This window comes from Paenibacillus sp. 37, assembly GCF_008386395.1.
Classification (GTDB): Bacteria; Bacillota; Bacilli; order Paenibacillales; family Paenibacillaceae; genus Paenibacillus; species Paenibacillus amylolyticus_B.
In genome coordinates this window covers 5,826,156-5,849,217 of the sequence record NZ_CP043761.1, presented here as the reverse complement: position 1 = coordinate 5,849,217, position 23,062 = coordinate 5,826,156, and the positions used below count along the sequence as shown (strand labels likewise).

At 45.2% G+C, this 23,062-nt stretch carries 24 protein-coding genes and 1 riboswitch; of the genes, 18 read left to right on the top strand and 6 right to left on the bottom strand.

Annotated features, from left to right (window positions below; translation table 11 throughout):
- Positions 1 to 52: 52 nt before the first annotated feature.
- The gene (locus F0220_RS25035; RefSeq protein ID WP_105601313.1) at positions 53 to 1,186 is read right to left on the bottom strand and encodes an SMP-30/gluconolactonase/LRE family protein; all 1,134 of its coding nucleotides are present in this window, start codon (positions 1,184 to 1,186) and stop codon (positions 53 to 55) included.
- 284 nt (positions 1,187 to 1,470) lie between these two features.
- Between F0220_RS25035 and F0220_RS25030 the strand changes: the two genes are divergently transcribed.
- The 4 genes from F0220_RS25030 (at position 1,471) to F0220_RS25015 (ending at position 5,446) form a co-directional block, all read left to right on the top strand.
- The gene (locus F0220_RS25030; RefSeq protein WP_181155553.1) at positions 1,471 to 2,154 is read left to right on the top strand and encodes a TetR/AcrR family transcriptional regulator; all 684 of its coding nucleotides are present in this window, start codon (positions 1,471 to 1,473) and stop codon (positions 2,152 to 2,154) included.
- A gap of 357 nt (positions 2,155 to 2,511) precedes the next feature.
- Positions 2,512 to 3,261 carry a Cof-type HAD-IIB family hydrolase gene (locus F0220_RS25025; protein WP_091020802.1) on the top strand — a complete coding sequence of 250 codons (750 nt, stop codon included), beginning with the start codon at positions 2,512 to 2,514 and terminating at the stop codon, positions 3,259 to 3,261.
- 54 nt (positions 3,262 to 3,315) lie between these two features.
- Complete coding sequence (locus F0220_RS25020; RefSeq protein ID WP_047841365.1) at positions 3,316 to 3,756, top strand: DUF456 domain-containing protein; 441 nt, start codon at positions 3,316 to 3,318, stop codon at positions 3,754 to 3,756.
- Positions 3,757 to 3,817: 61 nt separating this feature from the next.
- A complete protein-coding gene (locus tag F0220_RS25015) occupies positions 3,818 to 5,446 on the top strand; it encodes a putative polysaccharide biosynthesis protein (protein WP_105601312.1) in 1,629 nt (542 codons plus the stop codon).
- 201 nt (positions 5,447 to 5,647) lie between these two features.
- On the opposite strand, the gene F0220_RS25010 is transcribed toward F0220_RS25015, so the two are convergent.
- Positions 5,648 to 6,934, bottom strand: coding sequence for a DUF2515 family protein (locus F0220_RS25010; protein WP_105601310.1), 1,287 nt, complete (start codon positions 6,932 to 6,934; stop codon positions 5,648 to 5,650).
- 142 nt (positions 6,935 to 7,076) lie between these two features.
- Here F0220_RS25010 and F0220_RS25005 point away from each other — a divergent pair, with 142 nt between their 5' ends.
- The 6 genes from F0220_RS25005 (at position 7,077) to F0220_RS24980 (ending at position 12,840) form a co-directional block, all read left to right on the top strand.
- The gene (locus tag F0220_RS25005) at positions 7,077 to 7,421 is read left to right on the top strand and encodes a thioredoxin family protein (RefSeq protein WP_017692403.1); all 345 of its coding nucleotides are present in this window, start codon (positions 7,077 to 7,079) and stop codon (positions 7,419 to 7,421) included.
- Between the two features lie 542 nt (positions 7,422 to 7,963).
- The gene (locus F0220_RS25000; RefSeq protein ID WP_091020806.1) at positions 7,964 to 8,902 is read left to right on the top strand and encodes a COX15/CtaA family protein; all 939 of its coding nucleotides are present in this window, start codon (positions 7,964 to 7,966) and stop codon (positions 8,900 to 8,902) included.
- A 205-nt stretch (positions 8,903 to 9,107) separates the two neighbouring features.
- Positions 9,108 to 9,824, top strand: coding sequence for a Cthe_2314 family HEPN domain-containing protein (locus F0220_RS24995; protein ID WP_091020807.1), 717 nt, complete (start codon positions 9,108 to 9,110; stop codon positions 9,822 to 9,824).
- A 138-nt stretch (positions 9,825 to 9,962) separates the two neighbouring features.
- A riboswitch (SAM riboswitch) is annotated at positions 9,963 to 10,104 on the top strand.
- 126 nt (positions 10,105 to 10,230) lie between these two features.
- Positions 10,231 to 11,265, top strand: coding sequence for a methionine ABC transporter ATP-binding protein (locus tag F0220_RS24990; RefSeq protein ID WP_105601309.1), 1,035 nt, complete (start codon positions 10,231 to 10,233; stop codon positions 11,263 to 11,265).
- On the top strand, positions 11,266 to 11,925 hold the full coding sequence (locus tag F0220_RS24985; RefSeq protein ID WP_105601307.1) for a methionine ABC transporter permease: 660 nt from the start codon (positions 11,266 to 11,268) through the stop codon (positions 11,923 to 11,925).
- Positions 11,926 to 12,000: 75 nt separating this feature from the next.
- Complete coding sequence (locus F0220_RS24980; protein WP_105601305.1) at positions 12,001 to 12,840, top strand: MetQ/NlpA family ABC transporter substrate-binding protein; 840 nt, start codon at positions 12,001 to 12,003, stop codon at positions 12,838 to 12,840.
- Positions 12,841 to 12,963: 123 nt separating this feature from the next.
- Here F0220_RS24980 and F0220_RS24975 read toward each other — a convergent pair whose 3' ends face one another.
- On the bottom strand, positions 12,964 to 13,923 hold the full coding sequence (locus F0220_RS24975; protein ID WP_188310498.1) for a DUF2167 domain-containing protein: 960 nt from the start codon (positions 13,921 to 13,923) through the stop codon (positions 12,964 to 12,966).
- 212 nt (positions 13,924 to 14,135) lie between these two features.
- Between F0220_RS24975 and F0220_RS24970 the strand changes: the two genes are divergently transcribed.
- Positions 14,136 to 14,915 carry an SDR family oxidoreductase gene (locus F0220_RS24970; protein WP_091020811.1) on the top strand — a complete coding sequence of 260 codons (780 nt, stop codon included), beginning with the start codon at positions 14,136 to 14,138 and terminating at the stop codon, positions 14,913 to 14,915.
- A 138-nt stretch (positions 14,916 to 15,053) separates the two neighbouring features.
- Here the strand turns inward: F0220_RS24970 and F0220_RS24965 are convergent, their stop codons facing one another.
- Entirely contained in the window at positions 15,054 to 15,299 is a 246-nt protein-coding gene (locus tag F0220_RS24965; RefSeq protein ID WP_053783253.1) for a NifU family protein, read from the bottom strand.
- 80 nt (positions 15,300 to 15,379) lie between these two features.
- Here F0220_RS24965 and F0220_RS24960 point away from each other — a divergent pair, with 80 nt between their 5' ends.
- Positions 15,380 to 15,634 carry a YuzB family protein gene (locus F0220_RS24960; RefSeq protein ID WP_105601302.1) on the top strand — a complete coding sequence of 85 codons (255 nt, stop codon included), beginning with the start codon at positions 15,380 to 15,382 and terminating at the stop codon, positions 15,632 to 15,634.
- On the opposite strand, the gene F0220_RS24955 is transcribed toward F0220_RS24960, so the two are convergent.
- Both F0220_RS24955 and mqnE read right to left on the bottom strand, forming a co-directional pair.
- Entirely contained in the window at positions 15,631 to 16,692 is a 1,062-nt protein-coding gene (locus F0220_RS24955) for an NAD(P)/FAD-dependent oxidoreductase (protein ID WP_091020812.1), read from the bottom strand. The two genes, F0220_RS24960 and F0220_RS24955, sit on opposite strands and share 4 nt — an antisense overlap.
- A gap of 234 nt (positions 16,693 to 16,926) precedes the next feature.
- Complete coding sequence (mqnE, locus tag F0220_RS24950) at positions 16,927 to 18,033, bottom strand: aminofutalosine synthase MqnE (RefSeq protein ID WP_091020813.1); 1,107 nt, start codon at positions 18,031 to 18,033, stop codon at positions 16,927 to 16,929.
- A 671-nt stretch (positions 18,034 to 18,704) separates the two neighbouring features.
- Between mqnE and F0220_RS24945 the strand changes: the two genes are divergently transcribed.
- The 6 genes from F0220_RS24945 to rarD all read left to right on the top strand — a co-directional run bounded on the left by F0220_RS24945 (position 18,705) and on the right by rarD (position 22,982).
- Positions 18,705 to 19,061, top strand: coding sequence for a HesB/IscA family protein (locus F0220_RS24945; protein ID WP_036605753.1), 357 nt, complete (start codon positions 18,705 to 18,707; stop codon positions 19,059 to 19,061).
- A gap of 225 nt (positions 19,062 to 19,286) precedes the next feature.
- A complete protein-coding gene (locus tag F0220_RS24940; protein ID WP_105601300.1) occupies positions 19,287 to 19,928 on the top strand; it encodes an NAD(P)-dependent oxidoreductase in 642 nt (213 codons plus the stop codon).
- A 256-nt stretch (positions 19,929 to 20,184) separates the two neighbouring features.
- A complete protein-coding gene (locus F0220_RS24935; RefSeq protein ID WP_146117108.1) occupies positions 20,185 to 20,589 on the top strand; it encodes a hypothetical protein in 405 nt (134 codons plus the stop codon).
- A gap of 132 nt (positions 20,590 to 20,721) precedes the next feature.
- Positions 20,722 to 21,243: a hypothetical protein gene (locus F0220_RS24930; protein ID WP_149846795.1), complete on the top strand. Its 522-nt coding sequence runs from the start codon at positions 20,722 to 20,724 to the stop codon at positions 21,241 to 21,243.
- A gap of 133 nt (positions 21,244 to 21,376) precedes the next feature.
- The gene (locus F0220_RS24925; RefSeq protein WP_149846794.1) at positions 21,377 to 21,955 is read left to right on the top strand and encodes a hypothetical protein; all 579 of its coding nucleotides are present in this window, start codon (positions 21,377 to 21,379) and stop codon (positions 21,953 to 21,955) included.
- A 148-nt stretch (positions 21,956 to 22,103) separates the two neighbouring features.
- Positions 22,104 to 22,982 (top strand): EamA family transporter RarD, encoded by an 879-nt coding sequence (rarD, locus tag F0220_RS24920; protein WP_105601294.1) that lies wholly within the window; start codon positions 22,104 to 22,106, stop codon positions 22,980 to 22,982.
- Positions 22,983 to 23,062 lie beyond the last annotated feature (80 nt).

Below are 23,062 nucleotides of genomic sequence, written 5' to 3'. Positions count from 1 at the left end.
GCTGCTATTGAGATGCCTAAAGGTGGAATGAGGTAGAGGAATATAACAATCCTTACGGTTTCAAAGGCACCCGATGAACCCCTTGGCTTCCTCCCGGTGCGGTTCCGAGATATAAATATTTCCCTTGGCTTACGGCCGTGGTGATGCCATACAATGTTCCTTCCGGATCATGCCAACTACTAATAAGCTCTCCTTCTGGTCCATATTCTGCAACAAGTCCGTGTTTCACCGGGGCACTGGCTCCATTTAACAAGGACTGTGGAACTTTGGACATCGTCGCTGCTAACCAAGGATGACTATGCATGTAATCGGCAAAAGACAGACGGGTTGTGAATACCCCTACCCAGAAGTGTCCCTGTGCGTCACGGGTGATATTGTCCGGAAATCCAGCCAGATTCTCCGCGAAAATATCAGAGGTGCCTTGTTTGGGGCCTTTTAACCAGTACCGGGTCAACTGATAATGATACGATTCTGCGACTAGCACGAAGTCTTCTTCGGCAGACAGTACGACCCCATTGGCAAAATACAAATCCTTAAGCAGTACAGTTGTTTGCTTGGTCAGAGGATCATATTTCAACAATCGTCCATGCGGTTTATTCTCGGCGATTTCTTTGAACATGACCTTGCCATAGTTAGAGGTATCGGAGAAATATATCGTTCCGTCTTGAGCAATGTCCAGTTCGTTCGCAAGGTAGATCGGCCCTCCATCTACTTCATTGGTTAATACTTCGATATTTCCGATCGGGTCAATGGACAGCAGCCCTTTCTGAATATCTGCCACAATCAAATTACCGGCAGCATCAAATTTTAGTCCATTAGGTGTTCCGTGGGTATCGGCGAATACCTCTGCTGGCTGTGCCTTGTCCTCGGCGTCAAAGGTTACTCTGTAAATTTTGCCGTCGGAGTCACCCGCATACAGTCGCCCTTTTTTATCAAAAGTGATAAATTCCGGGAATTTCGCGAGGTCTGTAACCAGTTCAGCGGAGCTAAGTTTGTTGTTTTCTTTCCAGGGACCCTCCTTCTCAAAAGAAGGAGCAGCAGGTGCAGACCAAACCGCGGGTTCTACCGGGGCGGGCATTAGCAGGAATACAATGACTCCCAGCACAATTACCCCTAGCAGGGTCAGGCTCCATCTACGAATTTGTTGACCAGTGGATCGTTTGCGTTGTTTTTGTTCTGTTGACATTAGTAATCCTCCTAATATTGTTTGCGGGGCAATCTACACTTTGAATACGATGTTTTCTCAAAGAAACGATGTTACCGATTGTCCGGAAAAAATACCAATTAAAAATTGGCATAAAACATTTTTGGTAACACTGTTTCTAACAGGAATCATCGTAACCAAAAAGTTGTGCTGGTGTCAAACCTTTTTTTTCAACGTGATAGCTTCATTGACAATCTTTCTACGAATGGTTAGAATGCCTGTTAGAAGTCGGAAACTTCGTTTCCGGTCAGAAACGTGATAACTAAATGAAGGTGATCCTTATCAGTGACGAAGACAAACCTTCGCCATCCACGGGGCGGGCATTAAAAACATATCAGGAAGCTCGTCGGCAAAATACGGATAATCTCCGAAAGCTTGTGGTTGATGCGGCAGCAGCCATTTTGCAGGAAGAAGGGCCGGAGGCTGTTACTGTACGCAGAGTATCGCAAAAGATGGGCTGCTCTACCAAGATCATTTACAGTTTGTTTGTTAATAAAGAAGGTCTTGCCCAGCAGTTGTATCTGGAGGGTTGCAAATTGCTGGCGAAGCGTTTTGAAGAAGTGCCGCCGTCCTCTGATCTCATGCAGCATTTGCTGGATTTGGGCGAAGCCTTCTGGCAGTTCGCACAGGATTATACCAGTTACTACAAGCTGATGTTTGGAGGAGCTTTTGCCGAGTTTAAGCCGGATGCAGAGAGTATGCAGGGAACGATGACTGCCATACGCCGTTTGCTAATTCTAATCAGCACCGCCCAGCAGCAAGGACAGATTTCGGACCAGGAAGATACCGGGACTCTTGTAAGTACGATATGGGCATCACTGCATGGTGTAATCCATCTGTATATGGGTGGCTTCCTCGGCGATGTAAAAGCAGCCCATACCATATACAAACAAACAATGGATCTGATGTCCCAATCCTTGTTTGCAGCAAACAAGCCAGACAGAGCATGATTAGATTTCATCATGGCTGTGCGGAGTAATAAGGTTAAACTAGAAGCGGTTAAAAGAGGTTCATCCTGAATGGGGTGGACCTTTTTGGTTTAAGAATGTATACGATACAAAAAAAGTATGGATAACTCCGAATAAAAGGGGAGGGATGGTGTGCATAGCTTGGAACAGACACCACTTGTATATAGTAAGAAGGTTCAATCGTGAGTGGGTTCTTTGTTGCATATAGATGATCTGTGGTAAAATGTCGTTAGCTGTGACGTCCGGAGCGTCCGTTTTTACGGATGCCGGGCGATCTTGTTGTGAAAGAATGTTTAAAATTAGGGAGAAATAGAGAGACAACCTAGGAGGAACTACTGTATGAGTGAACTGAAATACAAATTGCTTGCATTGGATATGGATGGAACATTGCTTAACGATAATCATGAAATTACACAGGAGACCGCCAAGTGGATTCAGATTGCCATTCGTCGGGGTGTACATGTGTGCCTTTCAACGGGAAGAGCCGTATTCCACGCGATGCCTTATGCGGTTCAACTTGGACTGGAGACACCAATGGTTACCGTTAACGGTAGTGAGGTCTGGAAAGCTCCGCATGATCTGCATATGCGTCATCTGATGGACCCGGTATTGATTCGCAGAATGCAGGAGATCGGTGAGAAATATAACAGCTGGTACTGGGCATACTCCGTGGAAGAGCTGTTCAACCGTGATCGCTGGACGGACAATATTGAAGGTCTGGAATGGCTGAAATTCGGCTTTAATACCGAAGTGGATGAAGTTCGTCACCAGATTATGATGGAACTGCAACAAATGGGTGGTCTGCAAATGACAAATTCCTCACCCGTTAATATTGAGATCAACCCTGCTGGCGTATCCAAAGCAAGTGGTGTAGCCGAAGTCTGCAAGCTGCTGGGCATCGAGATGTCCGAAGTTGTTGCTGTCGGAGATAGTCTGAATGATCTGGCTGTCATTGAGGCCGTGGGTCTTGGTGTAGCCATGGGCAATGCGCAAGAGCAGGTGAAGGAAGCGGCTGATCTGATCGTAGCGAGTAACAATGAAGACGGCATCGTCGAAGTGATTCGTGAACATATTTTGAAGGGGGAGTAACCTTTGCTCGCAACCATTGCCTGGATTTTAATTGTGCTGCTGTTTGCAGTGGGGATGGCTGGAACAGTATATCCCATACTGCCTGGTGCTGTAGCGATTTTCTTCGCGTTTCTGGTCTACGGCTGGTTCTTCAGCTTTGATCCGTTTGGTGTGTGGTTCTGGATCATTCAGATTCTGATTGTTGTTGTGTTGTTTGTGGCTGATTATGTCGTCAGCGCATGGGGTGTGAAAAAGTTCGGTGGCTCCAAGTTATCGACCACGCTGAGTACCATTGGTGTTATCATTGGCCCATTTGTCATTCCGGCATTCGGACTGGTATTGGGACCATTTATCGGTGCTTTTATCGGGGAACTGATCGGAGGGTCTTCACCTTCCAAAGCGTCAAAAGTTGGATTTGGTTCGGTCGTGGGGTTATTTACGAGTACCGTGATGAAAATTATTTTGCAAATCGTCATGATTGTTCTCTTTATTATCTGGGTGGTAAGATTCGCCTAAACGTTCAGGATTAGCTTCAACGGGATGCATGTCCGGTGTGGAGGAAAGAAGGGGAATTCGTTTGTCTAAGAAAGAAACATTCATTAGGGGTACGCTTATTCTGGCAGCAGCTGCGCTAATCGCGAGAGTACTCGGATTGGTTCAACGGGTGCCGCTGGAGCATATCCTTGGAGATGTCGGTAACGCATCGTTTACGATCTCCAATACGGTATATTTAATGCTGTTAACTGTAGCAACGGCGGGCATACCGAGTACACTTAGTAAAATGGTATCGGAACGCTATGCGCTCGGACGCGCGAGTGAAGCCCAACAGATCTACCGTGCAGCCCTGATCTTTGCGGCTGTCGCGGGGGTAGTCATGTCTGCTTTATTGTGGTTCGCTGCACCTTATTATGCCACGTATGTCTCCAAAGTACCGGCATCGGTCAGCGCCATTCGCGCCTTGGCTCCAGCCTTGCTGCTGTTCCCGGCCATTGCGATGATGCGTGGATATTTCCAGGGACGCGGCAACATGACAGCGGGTGGTATTTCACAGATTGTTGAACAGTTCGCCCGTGTAGGTACAGCCATTATCGTGGCTTATGTCATGCTGCAATGGAATTATGATGACCAGACGATTGCTGCAGGTGCTTCATTTGGCGGGGTATTAGGAAGTGTGGGTGCCTTCGGTGTCATGCTGTACTTCACCTTGAAGCTGCGTCGTAGCGACCGTGCGGCCCAATTGAATTACGAACGTGCAGAGCAGTTACCGATGAGAGGTATCTACAGTGATATCTTCAAGCTGTCTATTCCAATTGTGCTGTCCTCACTTGCGGTTCCAGCCATTAACTTCATCGATTCATCCCTTGTGGTACCACTGCTTAGTGGCCAGATTGGACTCGAAGAAGCGACTGGTGTACTTGCGATTCTGGGTGCGAAAGCCCAAAGTATTGCGGGTATTCCTCCGATTCTGGCTATCGCTTTAAGTCAATCGTTGGTGCCTGTCATTTCAGCAGCATTTGCCCGCAAGGATGAAGCGCATCTGAAGAGTCAGGTGACACTTGCGTTGCGCATTTCGATTCTGACAGGTATGCCGATTGTCATTGCGCTTTGTGCGGCAGCATATTCGGTCAACGGATTGCTGTTTACCAATCTGGATGGAACGCCGATCATTGCCTTGTTAACATTCGGTACTATTTTCCAGATTACGATGATGACCACCAACTCCATTTTACTCGGGGTAGGGAAACCACGAATTACTATGATCAGTGTCGCAGCAGGTGTTGTGATCAAACTGATCGCAAGTCTGATTCTGGCGCCGATCTTTGGCATTTACGGCATTATCATTGCAACGGCCCTTTGTTTCCTGGTCATCACGTACCTGAATCTGCGGGTCCTTCGCAAAATCGTTGATTTCTCCATCATGGGAGATCGTTGGAAAGGGTTTATCATTACAGTGTTGCTTGCAGCAGGTGTAGGATTTGCAACGAACTGGATTGGGAATACGATCTTTGGACTGTTCCTGCCAGCGCGTGTATCCTTCTTGTTTACCTGCCTTGTGGTTGGTGTGCTTGTGGTGGTGGTGTATCTGATTCTCATGGTTGTGCTGCGTGTACTGCGCAAGGACGAGCTGGGCAGTTACCCCCGTATTCTGCAAAAAATTCTCCGTCCACTTATGCGTCTTCAACGTGGAGCCGGGCAAAGAGGTTAAAAATACAAAGTGCATTATTCAAGCATAAATATTTTATGAAAATAGGATACAAGCTCTGTCTGCTATTGAAGCGGACAGGGCTTTTTGTATAGTTAAGGCGAGCTGAGCAACTGAACTCCACATTAGCCCAGCAAGCAAGGATAGCAGTGTATAAAGGTATTCCCATCATCCGTCTTTGACTGCTCTATATGACCTTTAGCATTAGTGTGTGATGGCTTTGGCATCATGAGCCAGTGCTGTTTTCAGCATGCCATACCGGTGTTCGTGACTCATCTCAAACAGCCATGGGCGGCGAGGTGCCGTCAGATAACCGAGACTATCCCGAGTCTGAAGCCAGTCCTGTCTGGTGATCGGTTCATAAGGCGTGTCACCCCATACGGAGAGCAGTTCCGGACTATATAATCGTTGCCCTTCTGGAAGCCATTCCTCATCCAGTAACGCCTGAGCGTATAATGTATGTTCACCCGCCTCGTCTTCACGATTGGTAAACAGACCAGGCCAATATTCAGCGCGCGAGCCACGATGGGGAACCAAACGTGCGAACTCCAACACTTGTGAGTGTACTTGCTCCACGCCAAACAACAAGGCATATAGGCCTTTACCAAACATGATCCGCTCATCCAACTTTCCAAAATGTTCAATGACGCGTCCTGCGAGTCCTGTTCCCCGTCCAAGAGGAAAGACGATATGATTCAGACCCGCCAGATTATGCAGATGGAATGCGGGTTTCGAAAGTACTTCTTTTTGAAAATAAGGATGCTGCACCACCCGGCTCTCGATATAGTTCTGCTCATTAATAATTAATGCCACACTTAGCAGTGAACTGCATCGTTCCAGCCAAAAGCGTTCCCAAAACGGCGTCATAAACGCCGATACGTGAAAGTGTGACAAGAGATGGAAACAGCTTCGTCCGATCCGGCGACTGTTCATATACAGCAGTAGCTGGGGATAGGCATCCTGGAAAATGAGTGCATTGCACCGCTCCAGCAGCCGATACATATACTCGCGATCGCTCTGATTCTGTAGATTATGCATTAAGTCACTCTGAAGATCTGTCATGTGATATCCGCCGTTGCGAGAGACCATATGGGCCAGCAGTGCCCAATGGAGTTCAGGGTATTGCTCATAACATTCCAGATAAGCTGCCGTGCGGGTGATATTACTCCGATTATGTTCCTGGGTCAGTGTCTTAATCTCTTCCAGGATGATGCAATCTTCTTCGCAGACGAGTGCGCTTTGAACCTGGTCCGTACGTGCAAAAGACTTGCTGCTGGCAGGTAACAGACGCTCCACCTCAGACTGTAGGGCAGCTGCCGTATCGGTATCCCACTCGATGTCACGCAATGGGTGACGAAGCTGTGCTGACGCTTGCCATGCAGCCTGTTTGCCACGCCAGATTTCCCGGGCAGCACCCGGAATGGAACGGACCATCTGCAGGAGGGACCCGTGATGTTGTTCGCTGGAAGAATCGGTTCTGGTGGAAGTCATGATGTGACATCCTTTCATGATGTTCTGGGTTTAAATTCACAGACCATGTGGTTTATTCTAAGTATGCGCTGATTATTTGACTTCCACTCGCCAATTTGCTTCACTTAGGGTAAGACAAGGTACAGAAAGGGAGATGAACTGAATGGAACAGATTACTTCCAAACCGGCTTTTGATGTAGCCATCCAATCCCCACGTTTGACGATTGCCGTATTCAAGGCAGACTGGTGCGGTGACTGCAAATACATCGATCCGTTTATGCCTGAGGTTGAAGAGAAATATGCACGTGAACTGACTTTGATTGAGGTCGACGTGGATCAGGTTGGAACCGTTAGTGAAGAGCAGAATATTCTTGGCATTCCAAGCTTTGTGGCGTATACAGATGGCCGCGAACTCGTACGGTATGTGAACAAGCTGCGCAAGTCAAGAGAAGAGATCGAGCAGTTCCTGGATCGCGCAGTTGAGGTGTACAACACGATCCATAAATAATGTTATATAAGTTCAAATGATGAATATTCACACAGGCACTCCGATGACAGAATAACCTTTTGATCGCTGTTATCCCCAGATTTCTTTGATCCCTTTTATTAGGGGGAAATCCGGGGATAAAGGCGAAGCATATGCTTTCGATGCAGCTTTCTTTCAGAAAGCTTTTAGCTTCGCTTCTTCAGGCTATTTCTGTCCTCTCCGTTATTGTGTAAATTTTTCATTGAACTTATATAAATGTATGACAGGTTCATGTTGTTAAAGGGTATACTAGATGAAACGCCATTTCTCTTGAAATAGGGAAATGGCGTTTGTGTGTTCTGAACTCTGTTTAAGACACAATTCAACTGGCTATCCCCCAAATAACATAACCCCAATGACCTGCGGGTCATTATTTCACCAGACGTTAACATTTTGTCACAAAGCGCGACGTCAATGAACATTTTATCCGGTATAATGAATTTAGTTGTGAAATAAGTGTCAAAGTACCGAAACAAGCGGAGAATATTCTTCGCCATCTTAAACCAACAGCGGGTGAGAAAAATTTGAAACACTTAACTTTGTTTAAATGGTTAACCGTATTAACCTGTCTTGTCATGTTTCTGGCCACTTTTGGTGGAGGCATCGTAACCAAAACGGAATCAGGCCTTGGCTGCGGAACAGAATGGCCTTTATGTAACGGAAAACTCGTTCCGGCACATACTGTGGCTTCACTCATTGAATATTCCCACCGCGCTGTAAGTGCACTGGCTGGACTGTTGTCCATTGCCTCATTTGTTGCTTTTCTGCAGTTCGGCAAGTCACGCCGTGACCTGCAATTGTTTTCTTTCTTAACTCTTGTATTTGTTATCGTCCAGGGAATCATGGGTGCTTTTGCCGTCGTCTTCTCCCAATCTTCAGCAGTCATGGCACTGCATTTTGGTTTTGCACTGATTGCTTTTGCCAGTTCTCTAATGATGGCGCTGGGCATAAGGCAGGAGGCTAAAGATGGCGGATTGGAACGCCTGAATAAATACCCTCGGGTTAGTAAAAAATTCAGGAATCTGGTCTGGTTCTCCACTATTTACACATATCTCGTGGTATACACGGGTGCATTTGTGAGTCACACGGATTCTGCTGGCGGATGTTCCGGATTTCCGCTCTGTAACGGGCAGATTATTCCTGAGCTTTCGGGTGGGGTAGCGGTTGCTTTTGCTCACCGTGCAGCAGCAGCGTCGCTCGTGATTGTTATCGCAATTCTGGGTCACTTCGCTTACCGTAATCATCCGGACAACAAGGAAATGCGGACCCTTGGCGTGGTATCCGTTGTTCTCATCCTGATGCAAGTAGTCATTGGTATTTTCATGATGGTGACAATGAACCGTCCGGAAGTATACATGTTTGTAGCTCTCGCTCATATGCTGGATATCGCCATATTATTCGGAGTTTTAACGTATATGAGTTTCCTGGTGTACAAGCTGCATCGCCCGGCTAATCGTTTCTAAGATATAGATCCATTCTTTTTTCCAAAGGTACTTGGGCTAAATATGAAAGTCCACCATCCAGTGATGTACATCATTGGACAGGTGGACTTTGTTTGATGTCAGGGGGATCAGGGCAACCTATGGCAAGCAGCAATTACACGGAATGGATGATGTGTTACGTTTACGGTGATGAATTCTTGTTGATTTGGAAAAGAGGAGGTTAGATATGCTGCGAACGTTGTTGGGGGAAAAGCCACGTATAAACGAAGGTAAATTGAAGGCAGCGATGGACGCAATGGCGCATACGCTTGAGTTATTTCAACGACAAATGCATGTGGACCATGATCCCACGCATGACTATCGGAAACTGTATGTGTGGACTCAGGGACTTATCTCCTCACTGGATGAACTAGAGCAAAGCTGTTTCGCTGCTGCTCATTTTCGCAATAAGGTCGTTGCAGGCTCAACGGATGATATGACGGCGACTGAAAAAGCAGAGTATGCACGGTATGTGTATTTCTACAAAGATGGCTTTATCCGCTGCTTTGCCATCCTGGATAAAGTGGGTACGGTACTAAATGAAATATTCCAGTTGAATACTTCAAATACCAAAGCGCATTTTTCTTATTTTACAGTGTTAAGGCAGTTCGATTATGCGAGGGAGCACCATGATCTTGCGTTGCAATTAATACAGATCAAGGACTCTTATCGTGAGCCGATGAGCAAGCTGCGCAAACGACGTAATATGGAAATTCACTACATGAACTCAGAAATGCATGATGACCTGTGGCAGTTACACCAGACCTTGCAAGGTAAAGTGAAATTGGAGGATTTGAATCAGCATGTGCAGGAAATGCGTCAGGGCGTCGATATGGTCTGTGAAACGTTAACAGCCTCTTATCGTTATATTAACAAAATATGGAAAAGAAATAATTCCCTTTGACAAATCGGAATACTTGGAATATACTGAGTTTCAATTAGAGTGTTACAATGACGAAGAATGAAATGATATTTCTCAAAAGTTACATTCACATTATAAAGCATAAACTACATGAACTTATAAAATCCTACAATAACATATTTCTTATCGAGAGCGGCGGAGGGACAGGCCCGATGAAGCCCGGCAACCGATTTGTAATGACATGATACATGTATCATTCGTTATAGATGTTAGGTGCTAATTCCTACAAAATGGTGCAAGGCACGATTTTGGCAGATGAGAAGGTATATTCTTTCACGTGAAGAGCCCTCTTTGTTTCTGCAAAGGGCTCTTTTTTTGTACTTTAAGGGGAGTTTTCCTTTAGATCGGGTAAAGATACATGTAGGTGGTTGGAAAGGGGCAAGTGCGATTGATTGAATTAAAAGGTTTAACGAAAACGTACGGCAAAGGGGCAAAATCTACAACAGCGTTATCCGAGCTGAATTTGAACATCCAAAAGGGCGAAATCTACGGCGTGATTGGGCATTCTGGAGCGGGCAAAAGTACATTGATTCGCTGCATTAATTTGCTAGAACGGCCTACGGAGGGTGAAGTATGGGTTGATGGGATCAACCTGACTGAACTGAGCAAAACCGAACTGCAGCAACAGAGACGCAAGATCGGGATGATTTTTCAACACTTTAATCTGTTATCTTCGGCAACGGTATATGATAATGTGGCTTTTCCGCTAAAGCTTGTGAATACACCAAAGGATGCCATTGATCGCAAAGTGAAGGAAATGCTCAATCTCGTTGGCCTGGAGAACCATAGCAAAAAATATCCAGCTCAATTATCGGGTGGACAGAAACAACGTGTAGGGATTGCGAGAGCACTTGCAAGTGATCCGAATGTACTTCTCTGTGATGAGGCTACTTCGGCACTTGATCCGCAGACGACAAATTCAATCCTGAAGTTATTGCTCGACATTAATGAAAAGTACAACCTTACGATTGTGCTGATCACACATGAGATGCATGTCATTCAGAACATCTGTGACAAGGTAGCTGTCATTCATCAAGGTGGCATTGTGGAACAGGGACCTGTAACCGAAGTGTTCCTGAAGCCGCAGCATGCGATTACGCGGGACTTCATGATGCGTGACCATGAAGCTGGACTCGCTCTGGAAGAGACCGCTCTGGCGAATGCAGGCATTGAATTGCAGGCAGGTGCTGCTTCCAAACTTGTGAAGATATCCTTTCTGGGTAACAAAACGTATGAAGCGATTTTGTCGAGAACGGTACGTAAGACAGGCGTGGATTTTGCCATCCTGCAGGGTACAATCTCTACGATTAAACAGGTGCCTTATGGACAGCTGACCGTTCGGTTCGAGGGTGATTCCATTGCGATTGATCGGACGATATCAGAATTAACCGCAGAGGGACTTGATGTGGAGGTGCTTCGTTAGATGGATTTTTCAACCGTACGTTGGGAAGAGGTTGGTAAAGCCTCTATTGAGACGCTGCAAATTTTGGGTGTATCAGGCTTGTTCACCGTAATCTTTGGTTTACCGCTCGGAGTTCTGCTGTTCATGACAGCCCGATCTGCTTCGATCAAATCACGGACGGTGTACATTATATTGTCCTTGATTGTGAATATTTTGCGCTCAGTTCCATTTATCATATTGATTGTTGCTCTTATTCCATTCACTCGTATACTCGTCGGTACAGCTACAGGAGTGTTAGGTGTTATACCACCTTTAGTTATTTCAGCAGCTCCTTACTTTGCTCGATTGGTGGAGACGACGTTGCGAGAAGTTGATCGGGGTGTCATTGAGGCTGCGCAGGCGATGGGCGCATCGACCGGACAGATTGTAAGACGGGTCTTACTGCCTGAGGCACTGCCTGGACTGCTTGCGGGTATAACGATCACCATCGTTACGCTTGTCTCCTATACGGCGATGGCGGGCATGGTTGGTGGTGGAGGTCTGGGAACACTGGCAATCAACTATGGATATTTCCGTTATCAAAATGAAATCATGATTATATCCGTAGTGTCGATGATCATTCTTGTGCAAATTCTCCAGATGGCCGGAGATCGCTTGGTTACATTTTTCACCAGGAAATAACACATAGATAACATGATGGATATGCATTCATGCGGACGCCACATGAAAAAAATGATTAGAGAAGGGGTTTTACACATGAAAAAATGGTCTTTTGCTCTACTTAGTCTTATGTTAATTGTGGTTCTCGCAGCTTGCGGAAACAACAAGGACGCCGATAGCGGCGCAGACAATTCAGCAGGGGCACCACGTACAGTTGAATTGAAAGTTGGAGCTTCACCTACACCACACGCAGAGATTCTGGAAAGCATCAAGCCTGAGCTGGAAGCACAAGGTATTCGTTTACAAGTCGTTACGTTCAATGACTATGTACAACCAAACCAGCAACTTGCTGATAAAAAATTGGATGCAAACTTCTTCCAGCACCAGCCTTATCTGGACACAGAGAATAAAGAACGTGGATTCAACCTCGTTACTGTAACACCTGTTCATGTTGAACCTTTTGGTGGATACTCCAAGAAGATTAAGTCTTTGGATGAATTGGCTGACGGCGCAAAAGTAGCCATTCCAAATGACCCATCCAATGGTGGACGTGCACTGTTGTTGCTTGCGAAGGAAGGCATTATTACGCTGAAAGACAACACAAATATTACATCTACGATTCAAGATATCACAGCCAATCCGAAAAATCTGAATATTATCGAGCTGGATGCAGCCATGATGCCTCGTCAATTGGATGAAGCGGATCTGGTATTCATCAACGCTAACTATGCGCTTGAAGCAAACCTGAATCCAGCGAATGATGCTTTGCTGATCGAAGATCTGCAAGGTAACCCATACGCAAACATCCTCGTTTCCCGTGAGGACAACAAGGATGCAGATGCAATCCAAAAACTGGCTGCTGCTCTGCACTCCGAAGAAGTGAAAACATTCATCAAAGAACGTTATAAAGGTGCAGTTGAACCTGCAACTGAATAATTCACGATATGTATGATATGTTGTGAAGCTATTAAGAATAAGCCGTATATCTCTTCTGAAGAGATATACGGCTTATTTTATGTTTCCTAATCTGTGCTGACGTGGGGATTAATAAGGGAAGGGTTAGGGCTTATCTTGTTTCTCCGCGTTGGGTGGATGTCCAGATTGGCGGTAGTAGGATAATTCATTCTGATCAGCATACTGCTGCTCATCTGCTTCCTGCAGGTACGTTCTCTCGGAGGGAGAGAGTGTTTCTTCTTCTCCGTGTGAGCTTTTGATCTTGTATCTGATCCAACCGATTAACCCAAGGACGACAACGAGGATCAAAGCCCATCCTTTTTTGAGCAAAAGAAGAGCACTGAATTTCTGGGAAGCCGTGTACCCGATCCCGCCCATCAGAAGACTGTTGAGCCCTATGGTGGATGTTTTGTCAGTCGAAGCATTGTACTCCTCGTAGGTATATCCTGCATTGATGTGAAGTTGATTAAGGACAGTTTCCTCGAATGTCTGGCGGCTCTGTTGAAAGTTGGCCGTATCTGTAACCAGAATGGCTGTGATGTACCCTTCGCGTGTCAGGAGTTTTACATTGTAATTGACCATGGCTTGCTGATCAGCATTCTTAAAACCAAGGGAGTAAACCAACTGATGTTTGGTACTGTCATATGCCGGTTCGATTTCCCACCCCGTTATGTACGTTCTATATTTAGGATCAAGTTCTCTGTTATCTTCTTCTGTGCCTCGGATATAACTGCTTAACAGTTCTTCGGCACTCAAATTTTGATCGTCATCATGAATATGACCTGTTTTCACGTATTCAAACACAACATACCACGAGCCGAATTCACTATTGCTGGTTAGGCTTCCGATTTCATTCCCGTTAGGCTTCCCATCACTGTTAAGTATCGAGCGTTGGGTATTGGCCTTATCAAGATAGGAATGGCTTTCAGGGACCTCCAGGGTGGCCTTACCGTCCATAGAGACAGATGCTGGTCCAATAATCCAATCGTACTCATCAGGCGCTTGCTCACTCTCACTGGCCGCTGATACCTGTAAGGCACTAAAGACTGTGAATAAACTCAACATTAAAAATGTAAGAAATGATATCCATCTTTTGTTAATCATATTTATGTAAAGGTCCTTTCGGGTTATATCCTCGACAGTACCATAGGTGCTCGATTTCAATCAAGATATATCTGGAATTAAAGGTGGATAATCCCTTGTGGATAAGCGAGTTGTAGGAGGACGATAAATCTTTTATACTGGATAGTGACTGCTCTTTGAAGAGGGGGATGAACGTGAAGGGAAAAGTTGCCCTCATAACGGGAAGTGCCAAAGGTCTTGGTAAAATGACGGCCCTCAGTCTGGCAGATCAAGGGTGTCATATTGCCCTCAACTATGTACACAGCAGAATAGAAGCTGAGGCTTTAAAGGCTCAGATTATAGCCAAGGGTGTGCGGTGCATTGCCATCCAGGCTGATATATCCAAGGTGGAAGATATCTCTTCATTGGTTGAGCAGGTGGAAGGCAACCTGGGCAGTATTGATATTTTGGTGAATAACGCGGGTCCATTTGTCCGTGAACGACGATTATTTGCGGATTATTCTGAAGCTGAGGTCCAGATGCTTGTGCAGGGTAATCTGTTGGGACCGATGTTACTGGATCAGCGTGTATTGCCAGAGATGAGACGCAAGCAATGGGGACGCATTATCCATTTTGGCTTCAGTCACGCTGGAGAAGCGAGATCCTGGCCTCATCGCGCCGTATATGCGGCTGCCAAGGTGGGTCTGGTATCTTTTACAAAGACGCTAGCGGTTGAAGAAGCTCCGTATGGAATTACGGTTAACATGGTATGTCCAGGTGACATTCGTGGTGCGAACAAAGAGAAAACGATTGATGAAATGGCAGGCATCACCGATGAGGAAACGCCAAGAGGGCGACCAGGCAGCGGTGAAGATATTGCACGAGTGATTACGTATCTGTGCCTTGATCATTCCGATTTTATAACAGGTAACATTATGGATGTATCTGGAGGACTTGATCCGATTCGTCCAACCATACAGCGCGAGGATACTTAAAAGGTGAATTGAAGGATTGTACGTGGAAACGGGTCAAGGTGACTGTGAACATGGACTCTCTGCATATGCACACAAAAAAAGAGCCCTCCGCTTCATGCGAAGCGAAAGGCTCTTGAGGTTTATTTCGTGAAGGATTGATTAGAATACTTGTACGACTTCTTGTACACCCTCAACTTCTTCGAGAAGGGCACGTTCAATCCCGGCTTTTAAGGTAATGGTGGAGCTTGGGCAACTGCCGCAGGCACCGACCAGTTTCAGCTTAATGATGCCGTCCTCCACGTCGACCAGTTCCACGTCACCGCCATCGCGCTGCAGGAACGGACGAAGTTTATCAAGCACATCAGATACCTCATCATACATGGTGCTTTGTGCGTTTTCGCTCATATTGTTCAACTCCTTTCCTTCCTATATTATATTACAAATGGCCACAAATTAAAATGGTCAAACAAAGCAGGTGAACTTAAATGAGACCGATTATTGAATTTTGTGCCAATAATATGCATTTTGGCACAGATGAAGTCATGGATCAACTGGAAGAAAATCCAGACTATGACGTGATTGAATATGGCTGCCTCACCAACTGCGGCCAATGTTCTATGACTCCATTTGCACTGGTAAATGGCGAAGTTGTCATCACGGACAAAGTGGAAGATCTATATAACGCCATTCTGGCCAAAGTTGCCGAAGCCGATGCATGGGACGATCTCGATCTCGACTAACCGAGATGACGCTTGGACATCCAGAGCACACCACTTTTCAAAATACGAGGTACACGTCCCATCATGGACGTTTTGCCCATCAGCCCAAACCCAGACTTCTTGCCGAGTGCACCGAGTGTGCCACGAAGCTTGAGTGGATGTGGATTGGGCTTTTCGCCTTTCCAGAGGGCATGCTGAATATGGGCGATCTGCTCACCCTGTACTTCCGCAGCTTGACCGCTAGGTGCATAAGGTACACTGGCACAGTCACCAACCACATAGACATCGGTATATTCCGGGATTTGGTAGTATTCATTCAGGACGACACGTCCTTGAGGGTCTTTGGTCACGTCCAGATCCTGTACCACTTTTACGGGCTGAATGCCTGCAGTCCACACGACAGCATCCGTTAGAATCTGTTCATCCCGGTTATAGATGGCATTAGGTTCAACACGTGAAATGGCGATATGCCCGCGTGTCTCTACCTGATGTTCGTTGAACCATTCATGCACATACACAGACAGACGTTGCGGGAAGGCTGATAATACACGTTCACCACGATCCAGAATACTGATGTTTAGATCGGGTCTGCTCTCACGAAGTTCGGCTGCCATCTCGACACCACTTAATCCACCGCCTACGATATGCACATTGCCATAGGCTTTGACTTCATTAAGTCGCAGGTAAGTCTCGCGTGTTTTGCTAAAGCTTTGAATGGTACAGCTGTAGTCTTCTGCGCCTGGTGTGTTGTGGAAACGGTCTGTACAACCAAGTCCGATGACAAGCTTGTCGTATTCAAGCGGGTCTTGGCCTTCAAATTCAATCTGACGCTGTTCCAGGTCAATCGAGGTAACTTCTCCATAACGGTAAGTGACTTTATCGCTCACTGGAAATTGGATACGCAGGTCATAATCAGATACGGTTCCTGCTGCGAGTGCGTAATATTCTGTCTTTAATCCCTGAAAGGGGCTGCGGTCCACCAAAATAATTTGTGTATCGGATGGAATTTTACCTTCCAGAAGTTCCTTGATGATGGTGAGGCCGCCATAGCCGCCTCCAAGAATGACGAAATTTTTCATGACTCGGCTTCCTTTCTGCATCAGTCCCACTGAAATGGGGCTGTAAACTGTGGAGCAGCTATGCAATAACATAGCTGCTCCTTTTGTTATGATTTGAATAATTGAAAAGTAGACATTGAAAATTGTAGATATTATTCAGCAGTTTGCACCACTCGAATTCAAACGTCTCCCTATCATGAAAGCTGCGTTCTGGAGTGGTGCTGGTGCAATATTGGTTGTGGATGGAGTTATATCCTATTCGTACACTTGAATTTCATTGTAGAACGTATCACGTTCTACCGGAATACGTCCTGCACCCTTAATGAGCCATATAAGCTCTTTACGTGTAAGGCCTTCAGGTGTGAGTGCACCTGCCGCATGACTAATGCGTTCCCGAACGATCGTACCATGTGCATCCGAAGCACCGAAACCAAGAGCGACTTGAGTCAGCTGTGGACCGATGTTAATGAAGTATGCTTTGATATGATCGATGTTATCCAGCATCAGACGGCTGATCGCAATTGTTTTGAGATCCTCATATGCCGAGTTACGACGCATAATGCTTGCGTTTTTACTTTTTGGCTGCATGGAAAGAGGGATAAAGACCATAAATCCGTTGGTCTCGTCTTGCAATTCACGAATCTGCACCATGTGGTTAACGCGATCCTCATAGGATTCGATCGATCCATACAACATCGTAGTATGTGTACGCATGCCCAGCTCATGAGCTGTTCGGTGCACCTCAAGATAACGGTCCACGTTGGCTTTGTCTACACGCATTTTTTTGCGATATTCATCCGACAGAATCTCAGCGCCGCCACCAGTCAATGTTTTCAGACCTGCTTTTTGCAGCTCTTGCAGAACTTCTCTGATGCTGAGTCCGCTAATCCGGGTGAAGAAATCAATCTCGGCTGCCGTGTAAGCTTTCAGTGTAACATCCGGATATTTCTCGTTTAAAGCACGCAGGGAATCGACATAATATTGAAAAGGAACATGGTTGTTATGTCCGCCTACGATATGGAACTCACGTACGCCCGGATGAATATGCTGTTCCACATAATCGATCATTTCCTGACCGGATAATGTATAGGAGCCTTCTTCACCCTGGTCTTTGCGGAAATTACAAAAAGCGCAGTGGGCTTCGCATACGTTCGTAAAGTAAAGACTCATGTTCTCGATGAAATATACTTTCTTACCATTCTTCCGCAGGTTGGCCTCATTGGCCAGCTGGCCCAAAGTCAGCAGATCATCTGTTTCATACAGATATACGCCGTCTTCCACGCTCAGCCTTACGCCGTTCTGCACTTTCTCGACGATTTCAGCCATTCTTTTGTCTGTGAACGGTGTTACCAATGTAGACATATTATTTCCTCCTGTTCTTAACCGGATTTGAGTTGTGTGTAGGATCTGCATACAGAACTACATAGAAAAGATGCGGTCAACTGCCGCCTTCTTAGTTGGACTAACTCTTATTTACCCGGTGCAGCGCGTGCTGCATATGAAAGCTAAATTTTTTCAAAAAATGGAGTCTGTTGACTCATATATGCATTGGGGACTGCGTTGCAGTCTCGAAATGTGAAAAAAATTACAACTCCAATTATGACCATCGTCTGAATAAGTCATGACAAAATAACGACATTTCAGTGCGACCACCTATTCATTATAAACCTCGTGTCCCGGGGGTTCAATACACTGGGAAGAAAAAGGAGTACAGGGGGAACGCGGAAAGAGGCAAACATGACTTGAGACCCTTGACGGGGTGGAGTATAATTTAAAGAAGAGTTAATGAAAGGTTGTTCAAAAAGTACGCTTTTGATTACGAGGGATGCATAGCGGCATCTCAGCGTCGAATATGGGATTCACCGAAATAGGCGGGAGGCTTACGAAGTATGTTTCCTTTGGAAACATTGTAGTTGCTCACGTAGTTTTGCCTACGCTCCGCTACTCCATTTCTATCTTCATCCCATCTTCTTGGTATTGAAAAGCGCCCTTTTTGAACATTGATTTTATATGAAAAAGGAGAGTGACCTGGCATGATTAACATCAGCGAAACGGCTGCTGACAGATTGAAAGAGATGCTTGCACAGCAAGAGACACCTGGTATGTTCCTGCGTCTTGGCGTAGCACCAGGCGGTTGCACCGGATTTTCGTACGCCATGGGCTTTGACGATAAAGAGTCCGATGAGGACCTGTATATGGATATTCAGAGCATGAAGGTTGTAGTCGAGAAGGAAAACCTGAAGTATCTGGATGGTCTCGAAATTGATTTTGAAGAGTCCGGTATGACGGGTGGGTTCACCATCCATAATCCGAACGCGGTAGCGACTTGTGGCTGTGGATCTTCTTTCCGTACGAAGGAAGACGCGGGTGTACCTGATAAAGATTGTTAAGAAACTGAGTTGTTCAGCGGTTTCCCAATCTTGTTTTGAAATAAGCAGTTTGCAATCCCTTTAATAGATAGCCTCTGAATTGTATCCGTTTTGCACGGGCATGATATCAGGGGCTTTTTTGCGTGTACTGAAAGTTGCATGGTTGACAAACATAATTGTAACAACTATAGTTACAATATAAAGTTCAAACATAAACCATATCGATAATTTAAAGGAGAGATCATGATGAACATTGCAATCATTGGTGCAACAGGCAAAGCGGGAAGTGTGATTTTGAAAGAAGCAGCAGACAGAGGGCATAAAGTGACGGCAATCGTTCGTAATGCATCCAAATTGGAAGATAAAAGCCTGAATACGCTGGAGAAAGATGTATTTGATCTTACAGCTGAAGATGTTAAAGCTTTCGATGTGGTTGTAAATGCATTTGGTGCACTGGCGGGTAAAGAAAACCTGCATGTGGAAGTAGGACAAGCGTTGATCAACATCCTGAAAGATGCACCAAACACTCGTCTGATCGTTGTAGGTGGAGCAGGAAGCCTGTTCACAGACGAGTCCAAGACATTGCGTCTCTTTGAATCCCCAGGATTCCCTGATGCATACAAAGCAACTGCAACGAACCAAGGCCAAAACTTGCAGGATCTGCAAGCATCTTCAGGTATTCAATGGACATTCCTGAGTCCGGCTGGATTCTTTAATCCAGAAGGTGTACGCACCGGCAAATATCAAGCAGGCAACGATGTTATTCTCGTGAATAGCGAGGGCAACAGCTACATCAGCTATGCAGACTATGCGATTGCTTTGGTTGATGAGATCGAGAATCCACAACACAAAAACGAGCGCTTTACCGTTGTCGGCGAAGTGAAGTAACACTTTTAAATTATTATATGGAACATACAAACGGACGCTGATCTCCACAGATCGGTGTCCGTTTTTTTATGTTATCGAAGAGGGATGTTCTGCAATAAAGTTAGACAGGTTAGATGATTATCGTTCAACTTCCAAATACTCCTTTGAATCTATGTTATATTATTCTAAATATGGGATGTAAATGCGATTATATGGAAGGCCTACTTCTTTTAATCAGATTTTCTGCGAGCCTAAAAGTATAAGGGAGTGAACAGTTGTGAAGATGTATTCTAATGGAGTTATACTATTGATCTTTGTGGCTTTAATGATTAGTGTATCGAGTGGTTCGGGGTTATCCCAATATCCAAACGTTAAAAATGCGATGAATCAAATTCACATCACTTCTCTTTATCCGAAAAATAAGAATGGACAGACATATGGTTCTGCCGCATATGCGACTTCTCCAGAAACGGAACCTGATTTAATCCTGGCTACTGGTGTGGATGGTACAGAAGGATATCTGCTGAAAAAAGACATGGATGGCGAGCAACCAAAAACACCTGAAGAAGCTATTGCGATACAGAACAGCAGATCACCAGACGGGTGGGATATTCCACTGTATGACAAGGATGGTGAAACTGTAATTGGTGTGTTTCATGTTGGAGGAACGTCAATAAAATGAACACCATTCGGCAGTTGATCAAAAGGGTCGGCAGCTTTTTTGTTAATGTAACGGCAGAATAGTAAAACCATTTTAATAAACTAATCGTCAAAAAAATGAATAAACTACTTCACGTTGCGGGGGGAGAACTTGATGTATTTTAAACCTATCCGTATTGTATTAGCGCTAGTTTTTTTTATCATTGCTGGGTGCAATAACGAGGTCACGATGTTGGGTACAGATGAACTCACGATCACAGGTGATCAAAAGACTGCGACAGAATATGTTAAGGCAAAAGGTTATAAAATTTCTTCGTACGATGGTCAAGTTCAGAAATACACTCTAAGCAAAGACAAACTACTCTACGGGATAACGGAAACGATACCATATAGACAGACATGGGCGGTTCAAAAAGTAGAACCCGAACAGTATTTCGGAATGGAAATATCGGTGTATAGCTTTACAGTAACAAACCATCCTCTGGGAACGTTAGACGATAGTAAATCCAAAGTTTCAATAATACTTTGTGAAGGCAAAGTTATAGGGGGGACATCCTTCCCAAATGCAGCAATGGATGGAGCACCATATTCGTTGGATGGAAAAACATTGGAAGAAGTAACGGGAAAAAGTTTTCAAAAATGGAGTGAAGAATGGAAAAAGAAATACGAAACTTAAAAAGCCAAGTGGAGTAACCAACTGTGTCCGGTTGGTTGCTTCTTTGTTGATCCACCTAAAGTCAGGAAAAATGCAACATTTTTCCTGTTAAACAGGTCAATAAAGATGTACGAATTAAGATGATGAGAAGAAGGTGGATGAACTGAAGCTTCGTATTTTCACGTTAATATTTTGTTTCTCTACCGTGTTTTTTATCTCAAATGCACAAAATGCTAACGCTTTGTCATGTGTTGAATCGGGAGGTCCCCAAGAACAGTTAGAAATATATGATGGAGCTGTTTATGGTGAAGTAAAGCAAGTAAAGGTGGACTTAAAGCAAAAGGGGTTTACGGGCACAAAAGAGAAAATTAGATATATTTTAGTGGAAGCTGAGAGGAGTTGGAATACTGAAGTTAGCTCTCAACTAATTATCGGAACGAACTATACTTGGGGGTTTGATTTCAAGGAAGGCAACAAATACTTAATCTACTTTAGTGAGGCGAATGTCGAGTTAAGCAGTAGTCCGTGCAGTTCGACCATCGAAATGAACAATATTAATCAAGCAACTGAACTATTCGGGGAAGGATATCTACCCAAACAACAAGTAAACTTAGAACACAAAATGTGGTTTATGTTTGAGCAAGACATCGATTTGTATATCGTAGGTATATTCGTATTAGCGGCGATCTTTATCCTCTATATGATAGTAAGAAAGAAAAAGCGCAAAGTATAATTTGGTAGCGCTATACGGGGGATTTTGCTCAAAAAAAAGTCATTTGAACTAGGCATGGATTCCTGTATGACCTATTACCCCTTTACTTAAACGAGGATCGAGGCGTATAATCCGTTGAGATATCAGAGCAATAAGAGGGGATACAGTTATGAATAGTGGATTAATCAACGCAATCATTGCGTATATCATGTGGGGGGTTCTCCCGCTGTATTGGAAGTTGTTTGAAAATGTACCGGCAGGCGAGATTTTATCGCACAGGGTCGTCTGGTCATTTGTCTTTATGGGAATTTTCGTTGCCGTCCAACGTCGTTGGGGTGACATGAAGCGAATTCTGACCAGTCGTTCGACCCTGCTGTCCCTTACCGCAAGTGGACTGCTAATTGCTATTAACTGGCTGATCTTCATCTGGGCAGTTAACAACGGTCATGTGGTTGAGACAAGTCTGGGCTATTATTTGAACCCGTTACTGAATGTGCTGCTGGCGGTTGTCTTCCTTCATGAAAAGCCAAACCGTGGACAATGGCTCGCGATTGCCATCGCTGGTGTCGCGGTGCTTATCATCGCTATCGACTACGGACGTTTCCCATGGGTTGCGATCTCGCTGGCCGTGTCATTTGGCTTGTACGGTCTGGCGAAGAAGAAGATCAAGCAAGATGCTTCAGTGGGCTTATTTTCGGAGACAGCTGTAGTTCTGCCCATCGCACTCGGTTACTGGATCTACTTGGCCATTGTGGGAAAAGCAACGGCATGGACGTTGCCTGCACCGATGTTCTTCGAACTGCTGCTTTCCGGCGTGGTGACGGCGCTGCCACTGCTGTTCTTTGCACGGGCGGCTGCTCGAATGTCATTGTCCACACTAGGTTTTGTGCAGTATATTGGTCCGACAATCATGCTGATCCTGAGTGTGTTTGTATTCAAGGAAACGGTCTCGCCAGTTCTGCTCGTTGGTTTCGCGCTCATCTGGATTGCGCTTATCGTATATGCAACCGCATCGATGCGTGCCACGCGACTTGCTAAGGTAAGCTGAGGATAAAGCTAATCTGGTATCACCATAGTTGCCCTGTCTGCCAATAAGGTGGACAGGGCCATCTTTTTGTTTGTGGGGAA